The following is a 23,522-nucleotide window of genomic DNA, read 5'->3' as shown; positions in this document are numbered from 1 at the left end:
TGCTCATGCGACTCGACAAACTCACAAGCAAATTTCAGGAAGCGTTGACCGAGGCCCAAAGCCTGGCGGTCACCCGCGACAATCCCTACATCGAACCGGCTCACATCCTGCTGGCCATGCTGCAGCAGGAAGACGGCCCCAAAGCATTGCTGGAACGCGCTGGCGTGAAGGTGGGCGCACTGGCCGCAGCCGTTTCCAAACAGATGGACCGCCTGCCTCAGGTGCAGGGTGCCGAACAGGTGCAAGCCGGGCGCGACACCATCAGCCTGCTGCAAGGCGCTGAGAAAGAAGCCTACAAGGTGGGCGACCAGTACATTGCCAGCGAGATGTTCTTGCTGGCGCTGGCCGACCATAAAGGCGAAACCGGCGAGTTGGCCCGCGACCATGGCCTGACCCGCAAAGCCCTGGAAGCGGCCGTCAAGGCTGTGCGTGGAGATCAGAACGTGGACAACCCCGAAGCCGAAGGTCAGCGTGAAGCGCTGAAAAAGTACACCCTGGACCTGACCGAACGTGCGCGCTCCGGCAAGCTCGACCCGGTGATTGGCCGCGACGAGGAAATCCGTCGCGCCATTCAAGTGCTGCAACGCCGCTCGAAGAACAACCCCGTGCTGATCGGTGAGCCCGGCGTGGGCAAGACCGCCATCGTCGAAGGCCTGGCGCAGCGCATCGTCGCTGGCGAAGTGCCGGATTCACTCAAGAACAAGCGTGTGCTGGTGCTGGACATGGCGCTGCTGCTGGCAGGGGCCAAGTACCGCGGTGACTTCGAGGAACGGCTGAAGAACGTCCTCAAGGAAGTGGCCAAGGACGAAGGCCAGACCATCATGTTCATCGACGAGATCCACACCATGGTCGGTGCGGGCAAGGCCGATGGCGCGATGGACGCCGGCAACATGCTCAAGCCCGCGCTGGCGCGTGGCGAACTGCATTGCATCGGCGCGACCACGCTGGATGAATACCGCAAGTACATTGAAAAGGATGCCGCGCTGGAGCGTCGCTTCCAGAAGATCCTCGTGGACGAGCCGACCGTCGAGGCCACCATTGCCATCCTGCGTGGTCTGCAGGAAAAGTACGAGGTGCACCACGGGGTCGACATCACCGACCCGGCCATCGTGGCGGCCGCCGAACTGTCCCACCGCTACATCACCGACCGCTTCCTGCCTGACAAGGCGATTGACCTGATCGACGAGGCTGCGGCCAAGATCAAGATCGAGCTGGATTCCAAGCCCGAGGTGATGGACCGCCTGGACCGTCGCATGATCCAGCTGCAGATCGAGCGTGAGGCCGTCAAGCGCGAGAAGGACGAGGCATCGGTCAAGCGGTTCGAGCTGATCAACGAAGAGATCGCCGCGCTGCAAAAGGAAATCGCCGATCTGGACGAGATCTGGAAGGCCGAGAAGGCGCAAGCCCAAGGCAGCCAAAGCGTGCGCGAAGAGATCGACAAGCTGCGCCAGAAGATCGAGGAGTTGACCCGCAAGGGCGACTTCAACAAGGTGGCCGAACTTCAATACGGCAAGCTGCCCGAGCTGGAAAAGCGCCTGCAAGAAGCGCAGGCCAAGGAAAACGCCAAGAAGGGTGGGGAATCCGGCCGTCCGACCTTGCTGCGCACGCAAGTGGGGGCGGAAGAAATTGCCGAAGTCGTGGCCCGCGCCACAGGCATCCCTGTGTCCAAGCTGATGCAAGGTGAGCGCGACAAGCTGCTCACGATGGAAGACAAGCTGCACGAACGTGTGGTGGGTCAGCAAGAGGCCATCGTGGCGGTGTCGGATGCCATCCGTCGTTCGCGTGCAGGCTTGTCGGACCCCAACCGTCCCTACGGTTCCTTCCTGTTCCTGGGCCCCACCGGCGTGGGCAAGACCGAGCTGTGCAAGGCCTTGGCTGGATTCCTGTTTGACGGCGAAGAGCACCTGATCCGCATCGACATGAGCGAGTTCATGGAGAAGCATTCGGTGAGTCGCCTGATCGGGGCGCCTCCCGGCTATGTGGGTTACGAAGAGGGGGGCACGCTGACCGAAGCCGTGCGTCGCAAGCCGTACAGCGTGGTCTTGCTGGACGAGGTCGAAAAGGCGCATCCGGACGTGTTCAACGTCTTGCTGCAGGTGCTGGACGATGGCCGCCTGACCGATGGTCAAGGCCGCACTGTGGACTTCAAGAACACGGTCATCGTGATGACGTCGAATCTGGGCTCACATCACATCATGCAGATGGCCGGTGAGCCTGCCGAAACCATCAAGGATGTGGTGTGGGGCGAGGTCAAGCAGCACTTCCGTCCGGAGTTCTTGAACCGCATTGACGAGGTGGTGGTGTTCCACGCACTGGATCAGCAGCACATCGAGTCGATCGCCAAGATTCAACTCAAGGGCTTGGAAGCACGTCTACTCCAGATGGACATGGGGCTGGATGTGTCACCCGAGGCCTTGGCCGAACTGGCTAAGGTGGGCTTCGATCCGGTGTTTGGTGCACGTCCGCTCAAGCGGGCCATCCAGCAGCGCATCGAAAACCCGGTGGCCAAGCTGATCTTGCAAGGCAAGTTCGGGCCGAAGGACGTCATCCCGGTGCAGGTGAATGCCGAGGGCGACTTCACCTTCGAGCGCACGGTGCACTGACGCTCAACGCTGGCGGGCGGGCAAGCGCCAGGTTTGTCCAATCGCCAGCACCCTGAAATCGTCCGGGCTGATGCCTTGACGATGCAAAGCCGAGGCGAGGGCTCTGGGTGGTTCGTCCAGAGCCTCGTCCGTCAACTGAAACGTGCCCCAGTGCACGGCCATGGCACGTTTGCAGCCCAGGTCCTGAAAGATCTGCACCGACTCCTCGGGGTTCACGTGTTGGTCTTTCATGAACCAGCGTGGCTCATAAGCGCCGATGGGTAACAGTGCCAGGTCAAAGCCGCCACCTTGCTCCGGTGTGTGCTGACGCGCAAAGTGCTGGCGGATGTCCACGAAATCCCTGGAATAGGCCGTGTCCCCCGCGAAGAACACGTGGCTGTCTGGCGAGCACACGGCAAAACCACCCCACAGGCTGCGCAGCGCATCGGTGGCGGTGCGTGCGGACCAGTGCTGCGCTGGTGTGAGGGTCACGGACATGGGATGTGACTGCTCGGTGGCGGCCAGTTCGTGCCGGTCCCACCAGTCCAGTTCGACCACGCGGTGGATGCCGCGGCGTGCAAACCACTGTTTGTGACCCAAGGGCGTGATGAACAGAGGCGTGCCGTGCGCTTGCTGCGAAAGGTGCCGCAGCGAAGCCTCATCCATGTGGTCGTAATGATTGTGAGACAGCAGCACCACGTCAATGCGCGGCAGTTGTGCCAAGGTCAGCCCCGGAGGTGTTTGACGTTGAGGCCCCGCCCATTGCACTGGAAAGCACCGATCTGAAAACACCGGATCCGTGAGGATGTTCAGCCCGCCGATCTGCAGCAACACGGTGATGTGACCAATCCAGGTCGCTGCCGGCTGCATGGCCAAGCCCGCTTTGGCATTGGTGTGGATGAAGTCCAGATCCGGCGCGATCACTGTGATGGGTGTTTGCAGCGGGCGAGGGTGCCCGGCGCGCCATGCCTGCCAACGCCAGCGCAAGACTTCGTGCCAGCGCTTGCCTCGGAACGACTGGTAATTGTTCTGAAAACCATCCGGCCGGTGATGCGTCTTGGCTGGGTTGTAGTAGGGGTTCTTCATGGTGGGCATTGAAGGGGCAAAACAAAGCCCCGACAGGCTTGACGCTTGACGGGGCTTGTGGGATCCGGTTCAGGTGACCGGGTTCCGTGTGGGCGCAGATCAGACCACCGACACAGGAATCTTGCCAATCTTGGCTTGCCAGACCTTCGGTCCTTCGATGTGAGCGCTGGTGCCGCCGGCGTCCACGGCCACGGTCACAGGCATGTCAACCACGTCGAACTCATAAATGGCTTCCATGCCCAGGTCTTCAAAGCCCACCACCTTGGCGGCCTTGATGGCCTTGGACACGAGGTAGGCTGAGCCGCCCACGGCCATCAGGTAAGCCGACTTGTGCTTCTTGATGGCTTCGATGGCTGCGGGACCACGCTCGGCCTTGCCGATCATCGAGATCAAGCCGGTTTTCTCCAGCATCATGTCGGTGAACTTGTCCATGCGCGTGGCGGTGGTCGGGCCAGCGGGGCCGACCACTTCGTCGCGCACGGGGTCCACGGGGCCCACGTAGTAGATGACACGATTGGTGAAGTCCACGGGCAGCTTCTCACCCTTGGCCAGCATGTCCTGAATGCGCTTGTGCGCGGCGTCGCGGCCGGTCAGCATCTTGCCGTTCAGCAGCAGGGTGTCACCGGGCTTCCAGCTGGCCACTTCTTCCTTGGTCAAGGTGTTCAGGTCCACACGCTTGGACTTGTTGTAGTCCGGCGCCCAGTGCACGTTGGGCCACAGGTCCAGGCTGGGAGGATCCAGATAAACCGGGCCCGAGCCGTCCATCACGAAGTGCGCATGGCGGGTGGCCGCGCAGTTCGGGATCATGGCGATGGGCTTGGATGCCGCGTGCGTGGGGTAGGTCTTGATCTTGACATCCAGCACGGTGGTCAGGCCACCCAGGCCTTGCGCGCCAATACCCAGAGCGTTGACCTTTTCGTACAGCTCAATGCGCAGCTCTTCCAGCTTGTTCTGGGGGCCGCGCTCGAGCAGTTCGTACATGTCGATGTCGTCCATCAGGGCTTCCTTGGCCAGCAAGGCAGCCTTTTCGGCCGTGCCACCCACGCCAATGCCCAGCATGCCGGGCGGGCACCAGCCCGCGCCCATGGTTGGCACGGTCTTCAGCACCCAGTCGACGATGTTGTCAGACGGGTTCAGCATGTAGACCTTGGACTTGTTTTCCGAGCCACCGCCCTTGGCAGCCACGGTCACGTCCAGCTTGTCGCCCGGCACCAGATCCATGAACACCACCGCGGGGGTGTTGTCCTTGGTGTTCTTGCGTTCGAAGATGGGGTCGGAGAGCACCGACGCACGCAGCTTGTTGTCCGGGTTGTTGTAGCCACGGCGCACGCCTTCATCGATGGCGTCTTGAATGCTGCGGGTGCCGAAGCCTTCCCACTTCACGCTCATGCCGACCTTCAGGAACACGTTGACGATGCCGGTGTCCTGGCAGATGGGGCGCTTGCCTTCGGCGCACATGCGCGAGTTGGTCAGGATCTGCGCAATGGCGTCCTTGGCTGCAGGGCTCTCTTCACGGTCGTAAGCACGAGCCAGATGAGCGATGTAATCGGCAGGGTGGTAGTAGCTGATGTATTGCAGCGCGGCAGAGACGCTTTCAACGAGGTCGTCGTAACGAATGGTCGTCATGGCAGATGGCCTTTGTGGGGCTTGTGGGGAAGAAACCGACATTGTGCCAAGGACCGGGCGTCCTGAGCACCTGTCATCCATGTGCAGGGGTCAGTGATTATCCGAGCCCACATTGTGTGTGGGGTGCAGGATGCGATCTGCTGCTGCAATCGCCATTGCAGACAACAAGAAGGCAATGTGAATGACCGTTTGAGAAATCAGTACTTTGTCGGAGTAGTTCTCGGCGTTGATGAACGTCTTGAGCAGGTGGATGGATGAGATGCCAATGATGGCCGTGCCCAACTTGACCTTGAGGACCGAGGCGTTCACGTGATCGAGCCACTCAGGCTGATCAGGATGATCTTCGAGGTTCATGCGCGAAACGAAGGTTTCGTACCCGCCCACGATGACCATGATCAGCAGGTTGGAGATCATCACGACGTCAATCAGACCGAGTACCACCAACATGATGGTGGTTTCGGTGAGGTGCGTCGGGATGGTGTCGCTGTGTTGGCCTGTGGCGGTAAAGATCGCTCGCAAGGCATCTTGGTTGCCCATGGCCGCTTCGATCAAGTGAATCAATTCCACCCAGAAATGGAACACGTATACGGCTTGCGCGAGGATCAGGCCGAGGTAAAGCGGTAGTTGCAACCATCGACTTGCAAAGATGAAAGCAGCGAGTCCGCCGGTTTTGCGCGTGGGATTGGTCTTGCTCATGCTGGTTAGGAGGGCTGGAGTTGGCCGCTATTTTGACGTGTTGCGGACGCCGTTGCGTGACGCGGGTTTCTGAGCCAGGGCTGTATCGGATGGCGACTGCCCTGGCTGCCAAAGGAATAGTGGGCGTCAAATCATGTAAGGTGATGTAACTGGACGGAATCTGTTGGGGCGACGTTTGGTTGGTTGGAATGATGTTGGTTAAATGAAAGCTATATCTTCAGGGGCGACGCGCGTTTTCTACGAGCGCGTATGGGTTGGGCGTTCTGCGTGGCGACAGCAGTTATGGCCGTTTTTGGCAGGCTGGGTGGCTTGTTCTGCGGCGTTTTCTGCCTGCATGGTTCCACGGTGGGCGGCCAAGCAATTCGGCAAAGTAGGGTTCGATCAGTTTCTGTTTACCTTGTGGGATAGCCATGGTGCATGGGTGGGGGCCGACCAGCGCATGGTCCGCGCCTTTGTGCGTGTCTGCCTGATCAATCCAAGCCTGCTGGCCTTGCTGCTCCTGTTGGCCCTGACGTGGTGGCGACACGGGGTGCGACGCTATGTCCTTGTACTGGCTTGGCTGATGGCGGCCATCTCCGTCGTACGGGATTTTGACGTTCCCAAATATCTGGCTGCTCAATTTGGTCAGGATCAGTTTGCTTCGGAGTATGTGGATCCGGCAACGGTTGCGATTCATGCGCCGCAAATGAAGCCTAATCTTCTTTTGATATATGTTGAGAGCCTGGAGAAGGCTTACGGTAATAAAGAAGTTTTTGGCGAAGATTTGTTGGCCACCATGCGGCCCTTTGAAGCAAAAGGCTTTCAGTTTTCGCAAATCAAACAAACCCCAGGGACTGGATGGACCATTGCGGGCATCATTTCATCGCAGTGCGGCATCCCGCTCAAGATATTGGGTTTGTGGGATGCGAATTCGCAAGATCGAGCATTTCCTTCTTTTTTGCCCAATGCCTCATGTTTGGGTGATGTGCTCGCCGCCCATGGGTACCTGAACGTGTTTTTCAATGGCCCCGATCTTCAGTTTTCAGGGATGGGGAAGTTCATGCATACCCATGGGTATCACGAGGTGTTGGGTAAGCAGGAGTGGCTGGCGCGAGGCGTGTCCCCGGATGATGTCCACGACTGGGGCGTGGCCGATGATCAATTGTTGAAGCAGGCGCGGCAAAAACTGGACGACTTGATGCAGCAAACGCAGCCTTTCAACCTGACTTTGCTGACGATCGACACCCACGGTCCGGATGGGTTCGAGAACCGCTCGTGCGGACCAGCGCATGGTTTCAATGGATTCCAAGGGGTTGTTCGCTGTTCAGTCACGGCTGTTTCTCGCCTGCTGCAGCACATCGAAGAGCGCGGCTGGCAGTCGCGCATCAAGGTGGTGGTTTTGGGCGATCATCTGGCAATGAAGAACCCCGTAGAAGTCAAGTTGGAGAAAGTGTCAGAGCGCACCCCCTATAACTTGTTCTATCCCTCGGACCGACTTGGCCTGATTCAACAGCGCATGGCTTACTTTGATTTCTATCCCACCATCCTGTCATTCATGGGTTTCGACATTGAAGGCGAAAAATTGGGTTTGGGAAGAAATGCTTTGCGAGCCTCCGGGATGGATGATCCGCAACGCTGGGAGAAATTGGAAGGGATGCTTCACCCTAGTACGAGGTATGCAAGGTTGTGGGGTGAGCGGTAATGTTCTGAATGGTGCGGTTGCACGTCGCCTGGGTTATATCGATCAGGGTTATTGCTAGGTTTTGGAAGTGTGGGCTGCGTCCGACAGAGTTCTCAGTGTTATCGCCAATGTCCAACTGGGGGATTGCGCATTTTTCAGAGATGCCTTTGCATTTTTTCGTGCTTTGTCGGGAAAGTCCGAGGTAACAAATTTCGGAGTTGGGGGCATTGTGTAGGCCTGTAAGGGTCAACATGCAAGATGTGATGGCTCTTTCAGATTGACACTAGGCGCCACAAGCGCCGACTCCAGGAGCTACAGACATGACTGGTTCTAACCAGACCAACCTCTATCCCGTACCCGAGGCCTTTGCACGTTCCGCTCACATCGGTAGCCGTGCAGCCTATGACGAACTTTGCGCGGAGGCTCAAAAAGACCACGCCGCTTACTGGGCCCGTTTGGCCCGCGAGTTCTTGACATGGCAAAAGCCGTTCACCAAGGCGCTTGATGAGAGTCAAGCCCCGTTCTACAAGTGGTTTGACGATGGCCTGTTGAATGCCTCGTACAACTGCCTGGACCGCCATGTTGAGGCAGGTCATGGTGACAAGGTTGCCATCATCTTCGAAGCTGATGATGGCAAGGTTACGCAAGTCACGTACAAGGATTTGTTGAGCCGCGTTTCCCGCTTGGCCAATGCCCTGAAGGCTCAGGGTGTCAAGAAGGGCGATCGCGTCGTGTTGTATCTCCCCATGTCCGTGGATGGCGTCGTCGCCATGCAGGCATGCGCTCGCATTGGTGCCACCCACTCTGTAGTGTTTGGCGGCTTCTCTGCTCAAAGTCTGCGTGACCGCATCGAAGATGCGGGTGCCGTCATGGTCATTACGGCCGATGAGCAGGTCCGTGGTGGCAAGACATTGCCCCTGAAGTCGATTGTTGACGAAGCCATTTCGCTGGGTGGTTGCGACTCCATCCGTCAGGTTCTGGTCGTCAAGCGCACAGGCGGCAACGTTGCCATGACCGCAGGTCGCGACCTGTGGGTGGATGAGCTGCTGGCAACCCAGTCCGACGAATGTGCGCCAGAGTGGGTCGAAGCAGAGCACCCTCTGTTTCTGCTCTATACATCCGGCTCCACCGGCAAGCCCAAGGGTGTGCAGCACAGCACCGGTGGCTACCTGCTGCACGCTGCCCTGACCACCAAGTGGACCTTCGATCTGAAGTCCGATGATGTGTTCTGGTGCACCGCCGACATTGGCTGGGTCACTGGTCACACCTATGTGGCGTACGGCCCTCTGGCCAACTGCGGTACGCAGGTGGTCTTTGAAGGTGTGCCGACATTCCCCGATGCCTCTCGCTTCTGGCGCATGATCCAGTCGCACAAGGTCTCCATCTTCTACACCGCGCCCACAGCCATTCGTGCGCTGATCAAGGCGGCCGAGTCGAATGCCGAAGTGCATCCTCGCAACTTTGACCTCAGCTCTCTGCGCTTGCTGGGTACCGTGGGCGAGCCCATCAACCCCGCTGCATGGGAGTGGTACCACCGCGAAATCGGTGGCGGCCGTTGCCCGATCGTTGACACCTTCTGGCAGACCGAAACGGGTGGTCACATGATCACGCCTCTGCCTGGCGCTCACGCCTTGACTCCCGGCTCCTGCTCGCTGCCATTCCCTGGCATCGATGCGGCTGTGGTCGATGAAACTGGCAAGGAAGTGCCATGGGGTCAGGGCGGTGTGCTGGTGGTGCGCAAGCCTTGGCCTTCCATGATCCGCACCATCTGGGGCGACGCTGAGCGCTTCAAGAAGAGCTACTACCCCGCTGACTTTGGTGGCAAGTACTACTTGGCCGGTGACGGTGCCATCCGTGACGAGAAGACGGGTTACTTCACCATCACAGGCCGGATCGACGACGTGTTGAACGTCTCCGGTCACCGCATGGGCACGATGGAAATCGAGTCTGCGCTGGTGTCGCATCCCCTGGTGGCTGAAGCCGCTGTGGTGGGGCGTCCGGACGACCTGACCGGTGAAGCCATCTGTGCTTTCGTGGTGCTCAAGCGGCCTCGCCCCGAGGGTGAAGAAGCCAAGCAACTTGCCGCCGAACTGCGCAATCACGTGGGTCAGGAAATTGGCCCGATCGCCAAGCCCAAAGACATCCGTTTCGGTGACAACCTGCCTAAGACCCGCTCGGGCAAGATCATGCGCCGCCTGCTGCGCGTCATCGCCAAGGGTGAGGTGGTCACGCAAGACACCAGCACTTTGGAAAACCCCGCCATTCTGGACCAGTTGGCACAAAGCAACTGATGGTCTGACGGGCATCGACCTACCCGGCTGATGCCCGCCTAGACCCCTCTCCAAGCGCCTCGCAGCCAGGTTTTATGACCTGGCTTGGGATGGTGTTGCCTGAAACAGGCAATTCAATCCCGGGGACATGCCGTTTGGTCAGGCCAGCTCAATTGCGAGACCCCCGCATGTCCCTCTGCGGTCCAGCATTCGTCAAACGAGTCGACACGATCGACCAGGAGTGTGCAATGACAGATTCGGCAATCGCCCGTATCGGAAAGAACCCGAAATACCAAGAGTTGAAGGCCAAACGTAGCTCGTTTGGATGGACCTTGGCCATCGTGATGTTGATCGTCTATTACGGCTTCATCGCTTTGATCGCTTTCAACAAACCTTTCTTGGCACAGCGCTTGGGCGCCGGTGTCACCACCCTAGGCGTGCCCTTGGGGATGGGTGTCATCGTGTTCACGGTGCTGATTACCGGCTTTTATGTGCGCCGTGCGAACAATGAGTTCGACGCACTGACGGCTGAAATCCTGAAAGAGGAGTCCAAGTGATGTTCGGAAATAAAAAAGCACTCCTCGCGCTGGCCGGCCTGATGGCTGCTGGTGGGGCGATGGCAGCGGGTGGTGACCTGGGTCAGACGACCAAGCAGGCCACCAACTACACCGCCATCATCATGTTTGCCTTGTTCGTGGCAGCAACGCTGTGGATCACGAAATGGGCTGCTGCCAAGACGCGTTCTGCAGCTGACTTTTACACGGGCGGCGGCGGCATCACCGGCTTCCAGAACGGTCTGGCCATTGCTGGTGACTATATGTCGGCGGCATCGTTCCTGGGTATCACCGCCGCGGTGATGGCCAACGGCTTCGACGGTCTGCTGTACTCCATCGGCTTCCTGGTGGGCTGGCCCATCATCACATTCCTGATGGCGGAGCGTCTGCGTAACCTCGGCAAGTTCACCTTTGCTGACGTGGCTGGCTATCGCTTCAAGCAAGGCCCTATCCGTGCCTTCGCGGCCTCGGGTACCTTGGTGGTGGTGGCTTTCTACCTGATCGCGCAAATGGTGGGCGCAGGTTCGCTGATCAAACTGCTGTTCGGCCTGGATTACTGGGTTGCAGTGGTGCTGGTGGGCGTGCTGATGATGGTGTACGTGTTGTTCGGTGGCATGACCGCGACGACCTGGGTGCAGATCATCAAGGCTTGCTTGCTGTTGTCTGGTGTGACCTTCATGGCCTTCATGGTGCTGAGCCAGTTCGGGTTCTCGCCTGAGGCACTGTTTGCCAAGGGTGTTGAGGTCAAGGCGATGTTGTCCGCAAAGGGCAAGGATGTGGCTTTGGCTGCAGCAGCTTCTGCCGCAGCGGCAGCCTCGTCGCCAGAGGCGGTCGCCAGTGCGGCATCTGCGCTGGAAGCCGCACAGAAGATCGATCCGGCCAAGGTGGGCCAAGCCATCATGGGCCCTGGTGGCTTCATCAAGGATCCCATTTCCGCCATCAGCTTCGGCATGGCCCTGATGTTCGGTACCGCTGGTTTGCCTCACATTCTGATGCGCTTCTTCACGGTGCCTGACGCCAAGGAAGCTCGCAAGTCGGTGTTCTGGGCGACCACTTGGATCGGCTACTTCTACATCCTGATCTTCATCATTGGCTTCGGCGCGATCACGCTGGTTCTGACGAACCCCGAGTTCCTTGATGCCAAGGGTGGATTGAAGGGCGGCGCCAACATGGCGGCGGTGCTGGTCGCCAAGGTCGTCGGTGGTGACGTGTTCTTCGGCTTCATCTCGGCTGTGGCTTTCGCAACCATCCTCGCGGTGGTGGCGGGTCTGACACTGTCCGGTGCCTCGGCGGTGTCGCACGACATCTACGCCGTGGTGCTGAAGAAGGGTAAGGCTGACAGCGCGTCCGAACTGAAGGTATCCCGTCTGACGACTGCTGCGTTGGGTGTGATCGCTGTGGCTCTGGGTATCGCGTTCGAGAAGCAGAACATTGCCTTCATGGTGTCGCTGGCCTTCGCGGTTGCCGCATCGGCCAACTTCCCAGTGCTCTTCCTGTCCATGATGTGGAAGGGTTGCACGACCAAAGGCGCCGTGATCGGTGGCTTCCTGGGCTTGATCAGCTCGGTTGGCCTGACCATCGTGTCGCCAGCCGTGTGGGAGGCAACGCTTGGCTATGCCAAGGGCTCTGCATGGTTCCAGTACAGCTCGCCTGCACTGTTCTCCATGACGATTGGCTTTGTGGGCGTCTGGTTGTTCTCCATCCTGGACAACAGCGACCAAGCCAAGAAGGAGCGTGCTGATTTCGAGGCGCAGCAAATTCGCTCCGAAACCGGTATGGGTGCAGAAGGTCCTTCCGGCCACTGATCCCCGGACTGTGTCCCAGTCACAGAAAGGCCGACGAAAGTCGGCCTTTTTCATTGGACGGATGCCCCAAAAGAAAAAGCCCGCAACGTCAGTTGCGGGCTTTGTGCTCCAGAAGCGAGTCCCGAAGAATTACTTCAGAGACAGAACCCAAGAAACCAGTTGCTTGGCTTCGGCTTCGGTCACGTTGTTGGCAGGCATCGGCACGGGGCCCCAAGTACCAGCGCCACCCTTGATCACTTTCTGAACCAGCATGGCGTCAGCGCCTTTTTGGCCCTTGTACTTCTTGGCCACATCTTTGTACGAAGGGCCGACGATCTTGTTGTCGACGCCGTGGCATGCCAGGCAGCCCTTCTTTTGGGCCAGATCTTGGTTGGCCAGAGCGGGGGCGGCTGTGATGGCGGTCAAAGCCAGTGCAGTCAGGGCGGGGGCGAGGACTTTCATGGTGATTCCTTCTGCTTCAGTCAATTACAGTTGAGGGGTGTTTCTTTAACGCCGAAACAACGGGGCCGTTGACATATTACGCCGGTCCTGAATTGTGTTTCAAACGTAAAGGGTAAATCATGTGGCTTGTCGTCGTGGGCGTCTTGATGTTGATCATGAATTTCGCTGGTATCGGGCCGATTGGTGCCTGGACCTGGGGTGATCACTGGTGGGCCATGCTGTTGCCCTTTCTGCTGGCCGTGTTGTGGTGGTCTTGGTCAGATTGGTCTGGGCTGACGCGTCAGCGTGAGATGGACAAGATCGACGCCAAGCGTGAGGCGCGACGCCAGAAAAGCATTGACGCTTTGGGCTTACAAGACAAGAACAAGCGCCGTTGATGCTCAACAGATAAAATCAGTCTTTTACCGAATCCAGTCCGGAGTCATTTCATGCCTCAGTATCGTTCCCGTACCTCAACCGCCGGTCGCAATATGGCTGGCGCCCGTGCCTTGTGGCGTGCCACAGGCATGAAGGACGGTGACTTCGAGAAGCCGATCATCGCCATCGCCAACAGCTTCACGCAGTTCGTGCCAGGTCACGTCCACCTCAAGGACTTGGGCCAACTGGTCGCGCGCGAGATCGAGGCAGCCGGTGGTGTGGCCAAAGAGTTCAACACCATCGCGGTGGATGACGGCATTGCCATGGGTCATGGCGGCATGTTGTACTCGCTGCCTTCGCGTGACCTGATCGCTGACAGCGTCGAGTACATGTGCAATGCCCACACCGCCGACGCGCTGGTGTGCATTTCCAACTGCGACAAGATCACGCCCGGCATGTTGATGGCCGCGCTGCGACTGAACATCCCTGTGATCTTCGTGTCCGGTGGTCCGATGGAGGCCGGCAAGGCCAAGATCGAAGGCAAGGTCATCGCGCTGGACTTGGTGGACGCCATGGTCAAGGCCGCGGACAAGAACTGTTCCGATGAAGAAGTGAATGTGGTCGAGCGCTCTGCCTGCCCGACCTGCGGTTCGTGCTCTGGCATGTTCACGGCCAACTCGATGAACTGCCTGACCGAGGCGCTGGGCTTGTCTTTGCCCGGTAACGGCACCATCGTGGCCACCCATGCGGACCGCGAAAAGCTGTTCCGCCAAGCCGGTCGAACCATTGTGGAACTGGCCAAGCGCTACTACGAACAGGACGACGAGTCCGCGTTGCCTCGCAACATCGCGACGTTCAAGGCCTTTGAAAACGCCGTGGCTCTGGATGTGGCCATGGGCGGTTCGACCAACACCGTGTTGCACCTGCTAGCCGCCGCGCGTGAAGCCGGTGTCAACTTCACGATGGCCGACATTGATCGCATGTCCCGCAAGGTGCCTTGCCTGAGCAAGGTGGCCCCTGCAGTGCCCGACGTGCACATCGAAGACGTGCACCGCGCTGGCGGCATCATGGCCATCTTGGGCGAACTGGCCCGTGGTGGTCTTCTGCATACCGATGTGCCCACCGTTCACAGCCCCACCATGGCTGACGCCATCGCCAAGTGGGACGTGTCGGTCACGACCGACGAAGCCGTTCACACCTTCTACAAGGCTGCGCCGGGAGGTATCCCCACGCAGGTGGCTTTCTCGCAAGACAGTCGCTGGAAGGCATTGGACTTGGATCGCGAAAAGGGCGTGATCCGCTCCAAGACCCATGCCTTCACCGCTGATGGTGGCCTGGCGGTCCTGTACGGCAACATCGCTGAAAAGGGTTGTATTGTCAAAACTGCTGGTGTGGACGAGTCCATCTGGAAGTTCACCGGCAAGGCGCGCGTGTACGAAAGCCAGGATGACGCCGTGGCCGGCATCCTGGGTGAAGAGGTGCAAGCCGGTGACGTGGTCATCATTCGCTACGAAGGCCCCAAGGGTGGTCCGGGCATGCAGGAAATGCTGTACCCCACCTCGTACCTGAAGAGTCGCGGCTTGGGCAAGGCTTGCGCCTTGCTGACCGATGGCCGCTTCTCGGGTGGTACATCGGGGCTGTCGATCGGTCATGCCTCACCTGAGGCTGCTTGTGGTGGTGCCATCGCCCTGGTGGAAGATGGCGACACCATCGAAATTGACATCCCCAATCGTCGCATCCATCTGGCCATCAGCGATGCCGACATGGCCGTGCGCCGTGCCAACATGGAAGCCAAGGGTGCCTTGGCCTGGAAGCCGGCCAACCGTGAGCGCGTGGTGTCCGCAGCCCTGCAGGCTTATGCCTTGCTGACCACCTCGGCCGATACCGGCGCGGTGCGTGACTTGACGCAGTTGAAGCGCTGAGTCGCTCGGGCACACGTCCCCCGTGTGTCCCGCTGAGCGCAATCAGGCCCGTCTTGGACGGGCCTTTTTTCTTTTGACACACAACATCGGTTATCGTTCGCGCCATGCTGATTCATCCCCAATTTGATCCGATCGCCATCGCCCTGGGGCCCCTCAAGGTGCATTGGTATGGCCTAACCTATCTCATGGCGTTCGCCGGCTTTTATGTCTTGGCTGCACTGCGTATTCGGCAGCCTGCATTTGTGCAGCGTGGATGGACGCGTCACATGGTCGAGGACATGCTCTTTTTTGGCGTGATGGGGGTGGTACTGGGTGGCCGACTGGGCTATGTCCTGTTCTACAAGCCGGATTACTACTTGGCGCATCCGGGCGAGATTTTGGCTGTTTGGCAAGGTGGAATGGCGTTTCATGGTGGCCTGCTGGGTGTGATCGGGGCCATGGCCTTCTACGCTTGGCGCCAGGGGAAGCACTTTTTTGAAGTGGCGGATTTGGTCGCCCCTTGCGTTCCTGTGGGCTTGGCTGCCGGGCGCATTGGCAACTTCATCAATGGTGAGTTGTGGGGCAGGGCGGCCGACCCGTCCTTGCCGTGGGCCATGATCTTTCCGCAGTCGGGTACCGACACGCCACGCCATCCTTCTCAGTTGTATCAGTTCAGCCTGGAAGGCATGCTGCTGTTTGTGTTGCTCTGGTGGTATGCCCGTTCACAGCGTCCGCAAGGTGCGGTGGCTGGCATGTTCTTGATGGGCTATGGCACGTTCCGTTTTGTGGCGGAGTACTTCCGGGAGCCAGACAGTTTCCTGGGCTTGCTGGCGCTCAACATGAGCATGGGCCAGTGGCTGTGCGTTCCCATGATTGTGTTAGGTGCACTGTTTTGGGGAATGGCACAAAAAAATGCCTTCCAGTCCGAGTGAACTGGAAGGCCTAAAGAGGTCTGTGGCGTTTCGCGGACCCACTGACCCCCGCTGAGGAAGACGGGCTGGCTCTGGCGAATCAACCCGTCCCATTCACTCAAGCAAGGGGTGTGCCAGCATTTGATATGTGCAAATTTTGATGGGGTCAGGCCGCCTGTTTGTGTGACACGCCGTGGCGCGTGTACAAAAAGTCCAGGACTGCTTTGCGGCAGGCCATGTAAGTTGGATCTTCGGCCAAGGTCACTCGATTGCGCGGGCGCGCCAGTGGAACTTCCAAGATCTCACCGATGGTGGCGGCCGGGCCATTCGTCATCATCACGATGCGATCGGACAGCAGAACCGCCTCATCCACATCGTGGGTCACCATCACGACTGTGCTCTTGGTTCGTGCCACGATTTTGAGCAACTCGTCTTGAAGGTGCGCGCGGGTGAGGGCGTCCAGTGCACCAAATGGCTCGTCCATCAGCAACACTTTGGGCTCCATGGCCAGCGCACGGGCAATGCCAACACGCTGCTTCATGCCCCCCGAGATTTCATTCGGGCGCTTGTGGGTTGCGTGGGCCATGTTGACCAGTTCGAGTGCCTCTTGGGTGCGTTTTTTCAGTTGGTCCTTGCTCTCCTTGCCGCCAAACACACGTTCAACAGCCAGGTAGACGTTGTCGAAGCATGTCAGCCAAGGCAGAAGCGAGTGGTTTTGAAACACCATGGCTCGCTCTGGTCCTGGCCCTGCAATTTCCTTGTTGTCACAGATGAGTCCGCCGTCGGTAGGCAGCAGCAACCCGGCAATCAGGTTCAGCAGCGTCGACTTGCCGCATCCTGAATGCCCGATCAAGGCGATGAACTCACCCTTATCGATGCCCAGATGGATGTCGCGCAGGGCATGGAATCGCCCCTTTTTGGTGTTGAACACCATTTCGGCGCCTTGAATGTCAATGAACTTGCTCATGTCTGACTCCTTGGTGGGGTGCTGATTCACTCAAAGCTGAAACGCTTGGCCAGGCTGACGAGCGCTTGCTCCAGCAGCAGGCCGACGATGCCGATCACAAAGATCGCGATGATGATGTGCTGAACGTTGAGGTTGTTCCACTCGTCCCACACCCAGAAGCCGATACCGACGCCACCAGTCAGCATTTCGGCCGCGACGATCACCAGCCAGGCCGTGCCCACCGACAAACGAACGCCGGTCAGCATGTAGGGCAGCACCGAGGGAAAGAGGATCTTGGTGGTGATCTTCCATTCCGACAGGTTCAGGACCTTGGCTACGTTCAGGTAGTCCTCGGGGACGCTTTGCACGCCCACGGCGGTGTTGATGATCATCGGCCAGATCGAGCAGATGAAAATCGTCCAGATGGCAGCGGGATCAGCTGACTTGAAGACCATCAGGCCGATGGGCAGCCAGGCGAGCGGCGAGACGGGGCGCAGCAGGCTGATGATCGGGTTGAGCATGCTGCTGGCGATCTTTGATCGGCCGATCAGAAAGCCCATCGGGATGCCGACCAGGGCCGCCAAACCAAAGCCCATGGCCACACGCTTGAGTGAGAACAGGATGTTCCAGCCAATGCCTTGGTCATTGGGGCCGTTGCTGTAAAACGGGTCAGAGAACAGTGTGACAGCAGCGTCCCATGTTGCCGCTGGGGTTGGGAAGGCGCTGCCTTCCTTCATGGTGAGAAGTCCCCAAATGGCGATGAGCAGGGCGATGCCGGCCAAAGGGGGCAGCAGGCGCAAGGCCCAGCCGCTCCAGTCGATGGCGGGTTGGGTGCTGGCTTGATTTGCTTGGGTGGGCGAGGTGGTCATGACGGGTGTCGCGTTGGGCTTGATGCTGACGGCATCTGCGCGCAAGGCATCGCTGGCTTCGGTGGGGCTGTGAAATACGGCGCTGACCATGGTGGGCTCCTGGCGTCAACAAAAGGAAATCAAGGGTGGGCAGGGCCTGCCCGTTCGTTGATCGGTAAAAGTGGCTTGCGGGGCCATCCTGATCGGATGACCTGGTCTGGTGCGTGTATCGCACCGCCGGTGCCTTCGAGGGCGCCCCGGCAGGCCGGTCTCAGCGGGACTCAGTGAACAATGCGAAACGAACGAATCGGACTGCTTGCAACCAGAAGTGGGGTCAGGCTTTCAGCTTGAAGCTGTCGGCGTATTTCTTCGGGTCCTTGCCATCCCAAACGGTGCCGTCAATGAGCTTGCTGGTGCGCATCACGTCCTTGGGGATGGCTGCGCCAACTGCTGATGCAGCCTGCTTGTACAGATCGATCTTGTTGACTTGCTTGGCGATGGCCTGGTAGTCCGGGTGGTCCTTCAGCAGGCCCCAACGCTTATGCTGGGTCATGAACCACATGCCGTCGCTCAGGTACGGGAAGTTGACCTTGCCGTCATTGAAGAACTTCATGTGGTTCGGGTCGTCCCATGTCTTGCCGAGGCCATTTTGGTAGCGGCCGAGGATGCGTTGGTTGATCGCGTCGACACCGGTGTTCACATAGGATTTCGCGGCAATGGTTTCGGCCATCTTCAGCTTGTTTTGCAGGCCTGCATCAATCCACTTGCTGGCTTCCAGGATCGCCATGATCACGGCGCGAGCCGTGTTGGGGTACTTCTTGGTGAACTCGTCGGTGCAGCCGAGCACCTTTTCGGGGTGGTCTTGCCAGATGTCCTGGGTGGTGGCTGCCGTGATGCCAATGCCATCCATGATGGCGCGGTGGTTCCAGGGCTCGCCGACGCAGAAGCCATCCATGTTGCCAACGCGCATGTTGGCCACCATCTGGGGTGGTGGCACCGTGATCACCTTGGCATCCTTCATCGGGTTGATGCCATAAGTGGCCAGCCAGTAATACAGCCACATGGCATGGGTGCCGGTCGGGAAGGTCTGCGCAAAGGTGTATTCACGCTTTTCCGTGTTCATCAACTTGGCCAGCGATGCACCGTCAACGGCTTTCTTGTCTGCGAGCGCCTTGGACAGCGTGATGGCTTGCCCGTTGTTGTTCAGGGTCATGAGCACAGCCATGTCCTTCTTGGGGCCGCCGATGCCCATCTGAACGCCGTACACCAGACCATACAGAACATGTGCCATGTGCAGGTCGCCATTGACCAGCTTGTCGCGCACGCCGGCCCAGGAGGCCTCTTTGGAGGGAATGATCTTGATGCCGTACTTCTTGTCGAGCCCCAAGACAGACGCCATGACGACCGAGGCGCAGTCCGTCAAAGGGATGAAGCCAATCTTCACCTCCTCCAACTCAGGCTTGTCCGAGCCTGCGGCCCAAACAGCACTCTGCAGTCCTGGCACAGCGCCCACGGCGCCCGCTGCAGCGGCAGTTTTCAAAATGGTGCGGCGAGAGAGGTTCAGATCCTGCGAGTTCATGGTGCAAGGCTTTCCGGGTTTGAAAAACAAAAAAGGTGTCCCCGTCGGCCCCTCGAATCTCGAAATGAGACACGAAGGCCCGTCGATGACACCTTTGTCAATGCTTGGGACCCATCTTTGGGCGCCCAAGACTCGCAAAATCGCCGTTGACTTTGCTTGGTTTGTATTAAGCAATACCTGTGCCAGATTTTGTGTGTGTTTCTCCGGTCTACACTTCAGGTATGTCTGAAGCACCTGCAAGCAAGTCTGAATTCATGCCCGCAACGGGGCGGCCCTGCCTGATTTTGGGCGTGGAGTCGTCGTGCGATGAAACCGGGTTGGCCTTGGTCTCGTTGCCAGAGCGTGGTGCGCCTCAGTTGTTGGCGCACGCTCTGCACAGTCAGATCGACATGCACCAAGCTTATGGTGGTGTGGTGCCGGAATTGGCTTCGCGGGATCACATCCGACGCGTCGTTCCGTTGGCGCGGCAAGTTCTGGCGGATGCCAACAAGTCCATGGCGGACATTGACGTGGTGGCTTACACGCGTGGCCCCGGACTGGCTGGCGCGCTGTTGGTCGGGGCAGGGGTTGCGTGTGCGCTGGGGGCCGCGTTGGGTAAGCCCTTGCTGGGTGTGCACCACCTGGAGGGGCATCTGCTTTCTCCCTTCTTGTCGGTGGATCCGCCTGAATTTCCGTTCATTGCGCTGCTGGTTTCAGGTGGGCACACGCAGATCATGCGTGTTGACGGGGTCGGGCAATACGAGTTGCTGGGTGAAACGGTCGACGATGCAGCCGGCGAAGCCTTCGACAAGTCAGCTAAATTGATGGGGTTGCCATATCCGGGTGGCCCCCATCTGTCCAAATTGGCGGTGGGGGGTGACGCTCAGGCGTTCGATTTGCCTCGACCCATGCTGCACAGCGGCAATCTGGACTTCTCCTTTGCGGGCCTGAAAACGGCCGTCCGCACGCATTTGGTGCGCTTGGGGTGGCTGGATCGGCCCGACTTGTTGGCGGCACAAGAGGCGCAGCCGGTTTTGGCCAATCTCGCCGCATCCACGCAAGCCGCCATTGTGGAAGTCTTGGTCAAGAAGGTGTTGGCAGCGCTGAAGAGCACAGGACTCAAGCGCGTGGTGGTTGCTGGCGGGGTGGGGGCCAACCGGTCCCTGCGCGAGCAACTGGATCGCGCATGCGCGCGCCGCCAGATCCGGGTGCATTACCCTGAGCTGCATTTGTGCACCGACAACGGTGCCATGATTGCGCTGGCTGCGGCCATGCGTCTGCAAGCCGGCAAAGCGACTCTGGTTATCGAGCCGAGTTTCGATGTGAGGCCTCGCTGGGATTTGGCCGCAATCTAACTTCTTGCTATACTCAAAGGCTTGACGCTCTTAAAGTGTCATGTTCTCGCACGACCGGGGTCGGTTTCACCTCGTGTCGCAAGTTCAACGCAGAAGCCTCGTTGCCTCTTTTTTTAGAAGGCGGCAGGCCTGCACTGTTTTTCAGGAAACAAACATGTCCGTCGCAGACATCAACACCGCAGCCATCATCAAGGACAACGCCCGTGCCACTAACGACACCGGTTCTCCTGAAGTGCAAGTGGCCCTGCTGACTGCTCGCATCAACGAACTGACCCCTCACTTCAAGGCCAACAAGAAGGACCACCACGGTCGTCGCGGTCTGCTGCGTATGGTCAGCCGTCGTCGCAAGCTGCTGGACTACCTCAAGTCCAAGGATGCTAGCCGCTACGTCGCTCTGATCCAGAAGCTGGGCCTGCGTAAGTAAGCACCATATGACGACAAAAAGCCTGTCTGGACCCTTCCAGCACAGGCTTTTTGTTTTTTAACGCCAGCCACTCGACTCCTGCGAACGCTGTGTCATTCCAACGAGGCTGAGGCCTCAACCTCGCTGGAATGGCATCGCGATTGAGTGTTGGCCAAACAAGGAGGGCGGGGAACTGCCCTCATTCAATCGGAGACTCATCCATGACCATGTTCAACAAAGTCACCAAGACCTTCCAATGGGGCAAGCACACTGTCACCATGGAAACCGGTGAAATCGCACGTCAAGCCACTGGCGCCGTGCTGGTCGATATCGAAGGCACCACCGTGCTGGCCACCGTCGTGTGTGCCAAGAGTGCCAAGCCTGGCCAGGACTTCTTCCCCCTGACCGTTGACTACATCGAGAAGACCTACGCAGCCGGCAAGATCCCTGGCAGCTTCTTCAAGCGCGAAGCCAAGCCTTCCGAGCTCGAAACCCTGACCTCGCGTCTGATCGACCGTCCGATCCGCCCCCTGTTCCCCGAAGGCTTCTACAACGAAGTGCAACTGGTCATCCATGTTGTCTCGCTGAACCCTGAAGTGCAGGCTGACATTGCCGCCATGATCGCCTCCAGCGCTGCGCTGTCGATCTCTGGTATCCCCTTCAACGGCCCGATTGGCGCCGCCCGCGTTGCCTATCTCAACGGCGAATACGTGCTGAACCCCAGCCTGGCCGAAGTGGCTCAGTCCAAGATGGACTTGGTCGTTGCCGGCACCGAAACCGCTGTGCTGATGGTGGAATCCGAAGCCGACCAGCTGTCGGAAGACGTGATGCTGGGCGCCGTGGTGTTCGGTCACGAGCAAGGCAATGTGGCCATCCAGGCCATCCACGACTTCGTTCGTGAAGCTGGCAAGCCCGAGTGGGACTGGCAGCCTCCCGCCAAGGATGAGGCCTTCATCGCCAAGGTCAACAGCCTGGCCGAAGGTCCTCTGCGCGCCGCTTACCAAATCCGCTCCAAGCAAGCTCGTACCCAGGCATGCCGCACCGCCTACGCTGAAGTGAAGGCTGCTCTGGCTGCTGAAGGCGTCGAATTCGATGCGGTCAAGGTCGAAGGCCTGCTGTTCGACATCGAAGCCAAGATCGTCCGTAGCCAGATCCTGGCCGGCGAGCCACGCATCGACGGTCGCGACACACGTACCGTGCGTCCCATCGAGATCCGCACGGGTGTGCTGCCTCGCGTTCACGGCTCCGCTCTGTTCACCCGTGGTGAAACCCAGGCTCTGGTGATTGCCACCCTCGGTACCGAGCAAGACGCTCAGCGCATCGACGCACTGGCTGGCGAGTTCAAGGACACCTTCCTGTTTCACTACAACATGCCTCCGTTCGCCACCGGCGAAACCGGTCGCGTGGGCTCGCCCAAGCGCCGCGAAATCGGCCACGGTCGTCTGGCCAAGCGCGCCTTGGTGCCGCTGCTGCCTGCCAAGGACGACTTCGCCTACACCGTTCGCGTGGTCTCTGAAATCACCGAGTCCAACGGCTCCTCGTCCATGGCTTCCGTCTGCGGTGGCTGTTTGGCCATGATGGACGCCGGCGTGCCCATGAAGGCGCACGTGGCTGGTATCGCCATGGGTCTGATCAAGGAGGGCAACAAGTTCGCCGTCCTGACTGACATCCTGGGCGACGAAGATCACCTCGGCGACATGGACTTCAAGGTGGCCGGTACCACCGCTGGTGTGACCGCTCTGCAGATGGACATCAAGATCCAGGGCATCACCAAGGAAATCATGCAAGTCGCGCTGGCGCAAGCCAAGGAAGCCCGTCTGCACATCCTGGGCAAGATGGTGGAAGCCATGGGTTCGGCCAACACCGAAATCTCCCAGTTCGCGCCTCGCCTGTACACCATGAAGATCAATCCGGAGAAGATCCGTGACGTGATCGGCAAGGGTGGCGCAACCATCCGTGGTCTGTGCGAAGAAACCGGTTGCCAGATCAACATCGCTGAAGACGGCGTGATCACCATCGCTTCGTCTGACGCTGACAAGGCTGACTTCGCGATGAAGCGCATCGGCGAAATCACGGCTGAAGTCGAAATCGGCGCCGTCTACGAAGGCGCTGTGACCAAGCTGTTCGACTTCGGTGCGCTGGTGAACCTGCTGCCTGGCAAGGACGGTCTGCTGCACATCAGCCAGATTGCTCACGAGCGCGTCGAGAACGTCACCGACTACCTCAAGGAAGGCCAGATCGTGAAGGTCAAGGTCCTCGAGACCGATGACAAGGGTCGCGTGAAGCTGTCCATGAAGGCGTTGCTGGAGCGTCCTGAGGGCATGCCTGAAGAGCAGCCGCGCGAGCGTCGTGATCGCGGCGATCGTGGTGACCGCCGTGATCGTGGTGACCGCGGCGACCGTGGTGAGCGTCGTGAGCGTGCACCCCGTGCCGAGCAGCAACAGCCCGGCGATCAGGGTGAAGGCGCTCAAGGTCAGCAACAACAGCAGCAATAAGCCGTATGAAGAAACTGGTTGTTGGTAA

The 23,522-nt window shown here is 59.2% G+C and carries 18 protein-coding genes; 11 read left to right on the top strand and 7 right to left on the bottom strand.

Annotated elements, in window-relative coordinates:
- Positions 1-5: 5 nt before the first annotated feature.
- Positions 6-2,603 carry an ATP-dependent chaperone ClpB gene (clpB, locus tag ACOYNB_RS10090; RefSeq protein ID WP_422838960.1) on the top strand — a complete coding sequence of 866 codons (2,598 nt, stop codon included), beginning with the start codon at positions 6-8 and terminating at the stop codon, positions 2,601-2,603.
- A gap of 3 nt (positions 2,604-2,606) precedes the next feature.
- Here the strand turns inward: clpB and ACOYNB_RS10085 are convergent, their stop codons facing one another.
- From ACOYNB_RS10085 to ACOYNB_RS10075, 3 genes are all read right to left on the bottom strand, one after another.
- Positions 2,607-3,668 (bottom strand): MBL fold metallo-hydrolase, encoded by a 1,062-nt coding sequence (locus ACOYNB_RS10085; protein WP_422838959.1) that lies wholly within the window; start codon positions 3,666-3,668, stop codon positions 2,607-2,609.
- Between the two features lie 99 nt (positions 3,669-3,767).
- Positions 3,768-5,294: a fumarate hydratase gene (locus ACOYNB_RS10080; protein WP_422838958.1), complete on the bottom strand. Its 1,527-nt coding sequence runs from the start codon at positions 5,292-5,294 to the stop codon at positions 3,768-3,770.
- Between the two features lie 90 nt (positions 5,295-5,384).
- Positions 5,385-5,990 carry a TIGR00645 family protein gene (locus ACOYNB_RS10075; RefSeq protein WP_422838957.1) on the bottom strand — a complete coding sequence of 202 codons (606 nt, stop codon included), beginning with the start codon at positions 5,988-5,990 and terminating at the stop codon, positions 5,385-5,387.
- A 202-nt stretch (positions 5,991-6,192) separates the two neighbouring features.
- Between ACOYNB_RS10075 and ACOYNB_RS10070 the strand changes: the two genes are divergently transcribed.
- The 4 genes from ACOYNB_RS10070 (at position 6,193) to ACOYNB_RS10055 (ending at position 12,279) form a co-directional block, all read left to right on the top strand.
- A complete protein-coding gene (locus ACOYNB_RS10070) occupies positions 6,193-7,671 on the top strand; it encodes a sulfatase-like hydrolase/transferase (RefSeq protein ID WP_422838956.1) in 1,479 nt (492 codons plus the stop codon).
- A gap of 299 nt (positions 7,672-7,970) precedes the next feature.
- Positions 7,971-9,941, top strand: coding sequence for an acetate--CoA ligase (gene acs, locus ACOYNB_RS10065; RefSeq protein ID WP_422838955.1), 1,971 nt, complete (start codon positions 7,971-7,973; stop codon positions 9,939-9,941).
- 227 nt (positions 9,942-10,168) lie between these two features.
- On the top strand, positions 10,169-10,477 hold the full coding sequence (locus tag ACOYNB_RS10060) for a DUF485 domain-containing protein (RefSeq protein WP_374255585.1): 309 nt from the start codon (positions 10,169-10,171) through the stop codon (positions 10,475-10,477).
- On the top strand, positions 10,477-12,279 hold the full coding sequence (locus ACOYNB_RS10055) for a cation acetate symporter (protein WP_422838954.1): 1,803 nt from the start codon (positions 10,477-10,479) through the stop codon (positions 12,277-12,279). The genes ACOYNB_RS10060 and ACOYNB_RS10055 overlap by 1 nt, the downstream gene beginning before the upstream one ends.
- A 129-nt stretch (positions 12,280-12,408) precedes the next feature.
- On the opposite strand, the gene ACOYNB_RS10050 is transcribed toward ACOYNB_RS10055, so the two are convergent.
- Entirely contained in the window at positions 12,409-12,720 is a 312-nt protein-coding gene (locus tag ACOYNB_RS10050) for a c-type cytochrome (protein ID WP_422838953.1), read from the bottom strand.
- Between the two features lie 119 nt (positions 12,721-12,839).
- Here ACOYNB_RS10050 and ACOYNB_RS10045 point away from each other — a divergent pair, with 119 nt between their 5' ends.
- From ACOYNB_RS10045 to lgt, 3 genes are all read left to right on the top strand, one after another.
- On the top strand, positions 12,840-13,097 hold the full coding sequence (locus ACOYNB_RS10045) for a TIGR04438 family Trp-rich protein (RefSeq protein WP_422838952.1): 258 nt from the start codon (positions 12,840-12,842) through the stop codon (positions 13,095-13,097).
- A 51-nt stretch (positions 13,098-13,148) separates the two neighbouring features.
- Complete coding sequence (gene ilvD, locus ACOYNB_RS10040; protein WP_422838951.1) at positions 13,149-14,999, top strand: dihydroxy-acid dehydratase; 1,851 nt, start codon at positions 13,149-13,151, stop codon at positions 14,997-14,999.
- A 104-nt stretch (positions 15,000-15,103) separates the two neighbouring features.
- Positions 15,104-15,910, top strand: coding sequence for a prolipoprotein diacylglyceryl transferase (gene lgt / locus ACOYNB_RS10035; RefSeq protein ID WP_422838950.1), 807 nt, complete (start codon positions 15,104-15,106; stop codon positions 15,908-15,910).
- 145 nt (positions 15,911-16,055) lie between these two features.
- Here the strand turns inward: lgt and ACOYNB_RS10030 are convergent, their stop codons facing one another.
- The 3 genes from ACOYNB_RS10030 to ACOYNB_RS10020 form a co-directional block, all read right to left on the bottom strand.
- On the bottom strand, positions 16,056-16,856 hold the full coding sequence (locus ACOYNB_RS10030) for an ABC transporter ATP-binding protein (protein ID WP_422838949.1): 801 nt from the start codon (positions 16,854-16,856) through the stop codon (positions 16,056-16,058).
- Between the two features lie 26 nt (positions 16,857-16,882).
- Complete coding sequence (gene ntrB / locus ACOYNB_RS10025) at positions 16,883-17,794, bottom strand: nitrate ABC transporter permease (RefSeq protein WP_422838948.1); 912 nt, start codon at positions 17,792-17,794, stop codon at positions 16,883-16,885.
- Positions 17,795-18,017: 223 nt separating this feature from the next.
- The gene (locus ACOYNB_RS10020; protein ID WP_422838947.1) at positions 18,018-19,262 is read right to left on the bottom strand and encodes a CmpA/NrtA family ABC transporter substrate-binding protein; all 1,245 of its coding nucleotides are present in this window, start codon (positions 19,260-19,262) and stop codon (positions 18,018-18,020) included.
- A gap of 254 nt (positions 19,263-19,516) precedes the next feature.
- Between ACOYNB_RS10020 and tsaD the strand changes: the two genes are divergently transcribed.
- From tsaD to pnp, 3 genes are all read left to right on the top strand, one after another.
- Positions 19,517-20,596 carry a tRNA (adenosine(37)-N6)-threonylcarbamoyltransferase complex transferase subunit TsaD gene (tsaD, locus tag ACOYNB_RS10015; RefSeq protein ID WP_422839006.1) on the top strand — a complete coding sequence of 360 codons (1,080 nt, stop codon included), beginning with the start codon at positions 19,517-19,519 and terminating at the stop codon, positions 20,594-20,596.
- A 154-nt stretch (positions 20,597-20,750) separates the two neighbouring features.
- The gene (rpsO, locus tag ACOYNB_RS10010) at positions 20,751-21,020 is read left to right on the top strand and encodes a 30S ribosomal protein S15 (protein WP_422838946.1); all 270 of its coding nucleotides are present in this window, start codon (positions 20,751-20,753) and stop codon (positions 21,018-21,020) included.
- A gap of 200 nt (positions 21,021-21,220) precedes the next feature.
- Complete coding sequence (gene pnp / locus ACOYNB_RS10005; protein ID WP_422838945.1) at positions 21,221-23,494, top strand: polyribonucleotide nucleotidyltransferase; 2,274 nt, start codon at positions 21,221-21,223, stop codon at positions 23,492-23,494.
- The last annotated feature ends 28 nt before the right edge of the window (positions 23,495-23,522 follow it).

Source organism: Aquabacterium sp. (genome assembly GCF_049317225.1).
Taxonomy (GTDB): domain Bacteria; phylum Pseudomonadota; class Gammaproteobacteria; order Burkholderiales; family Burkholderiaceae_C; genus Aquabacterium.
This window is presented reverse-complemented; position numbering and strand designations above follow the sequence as displayed.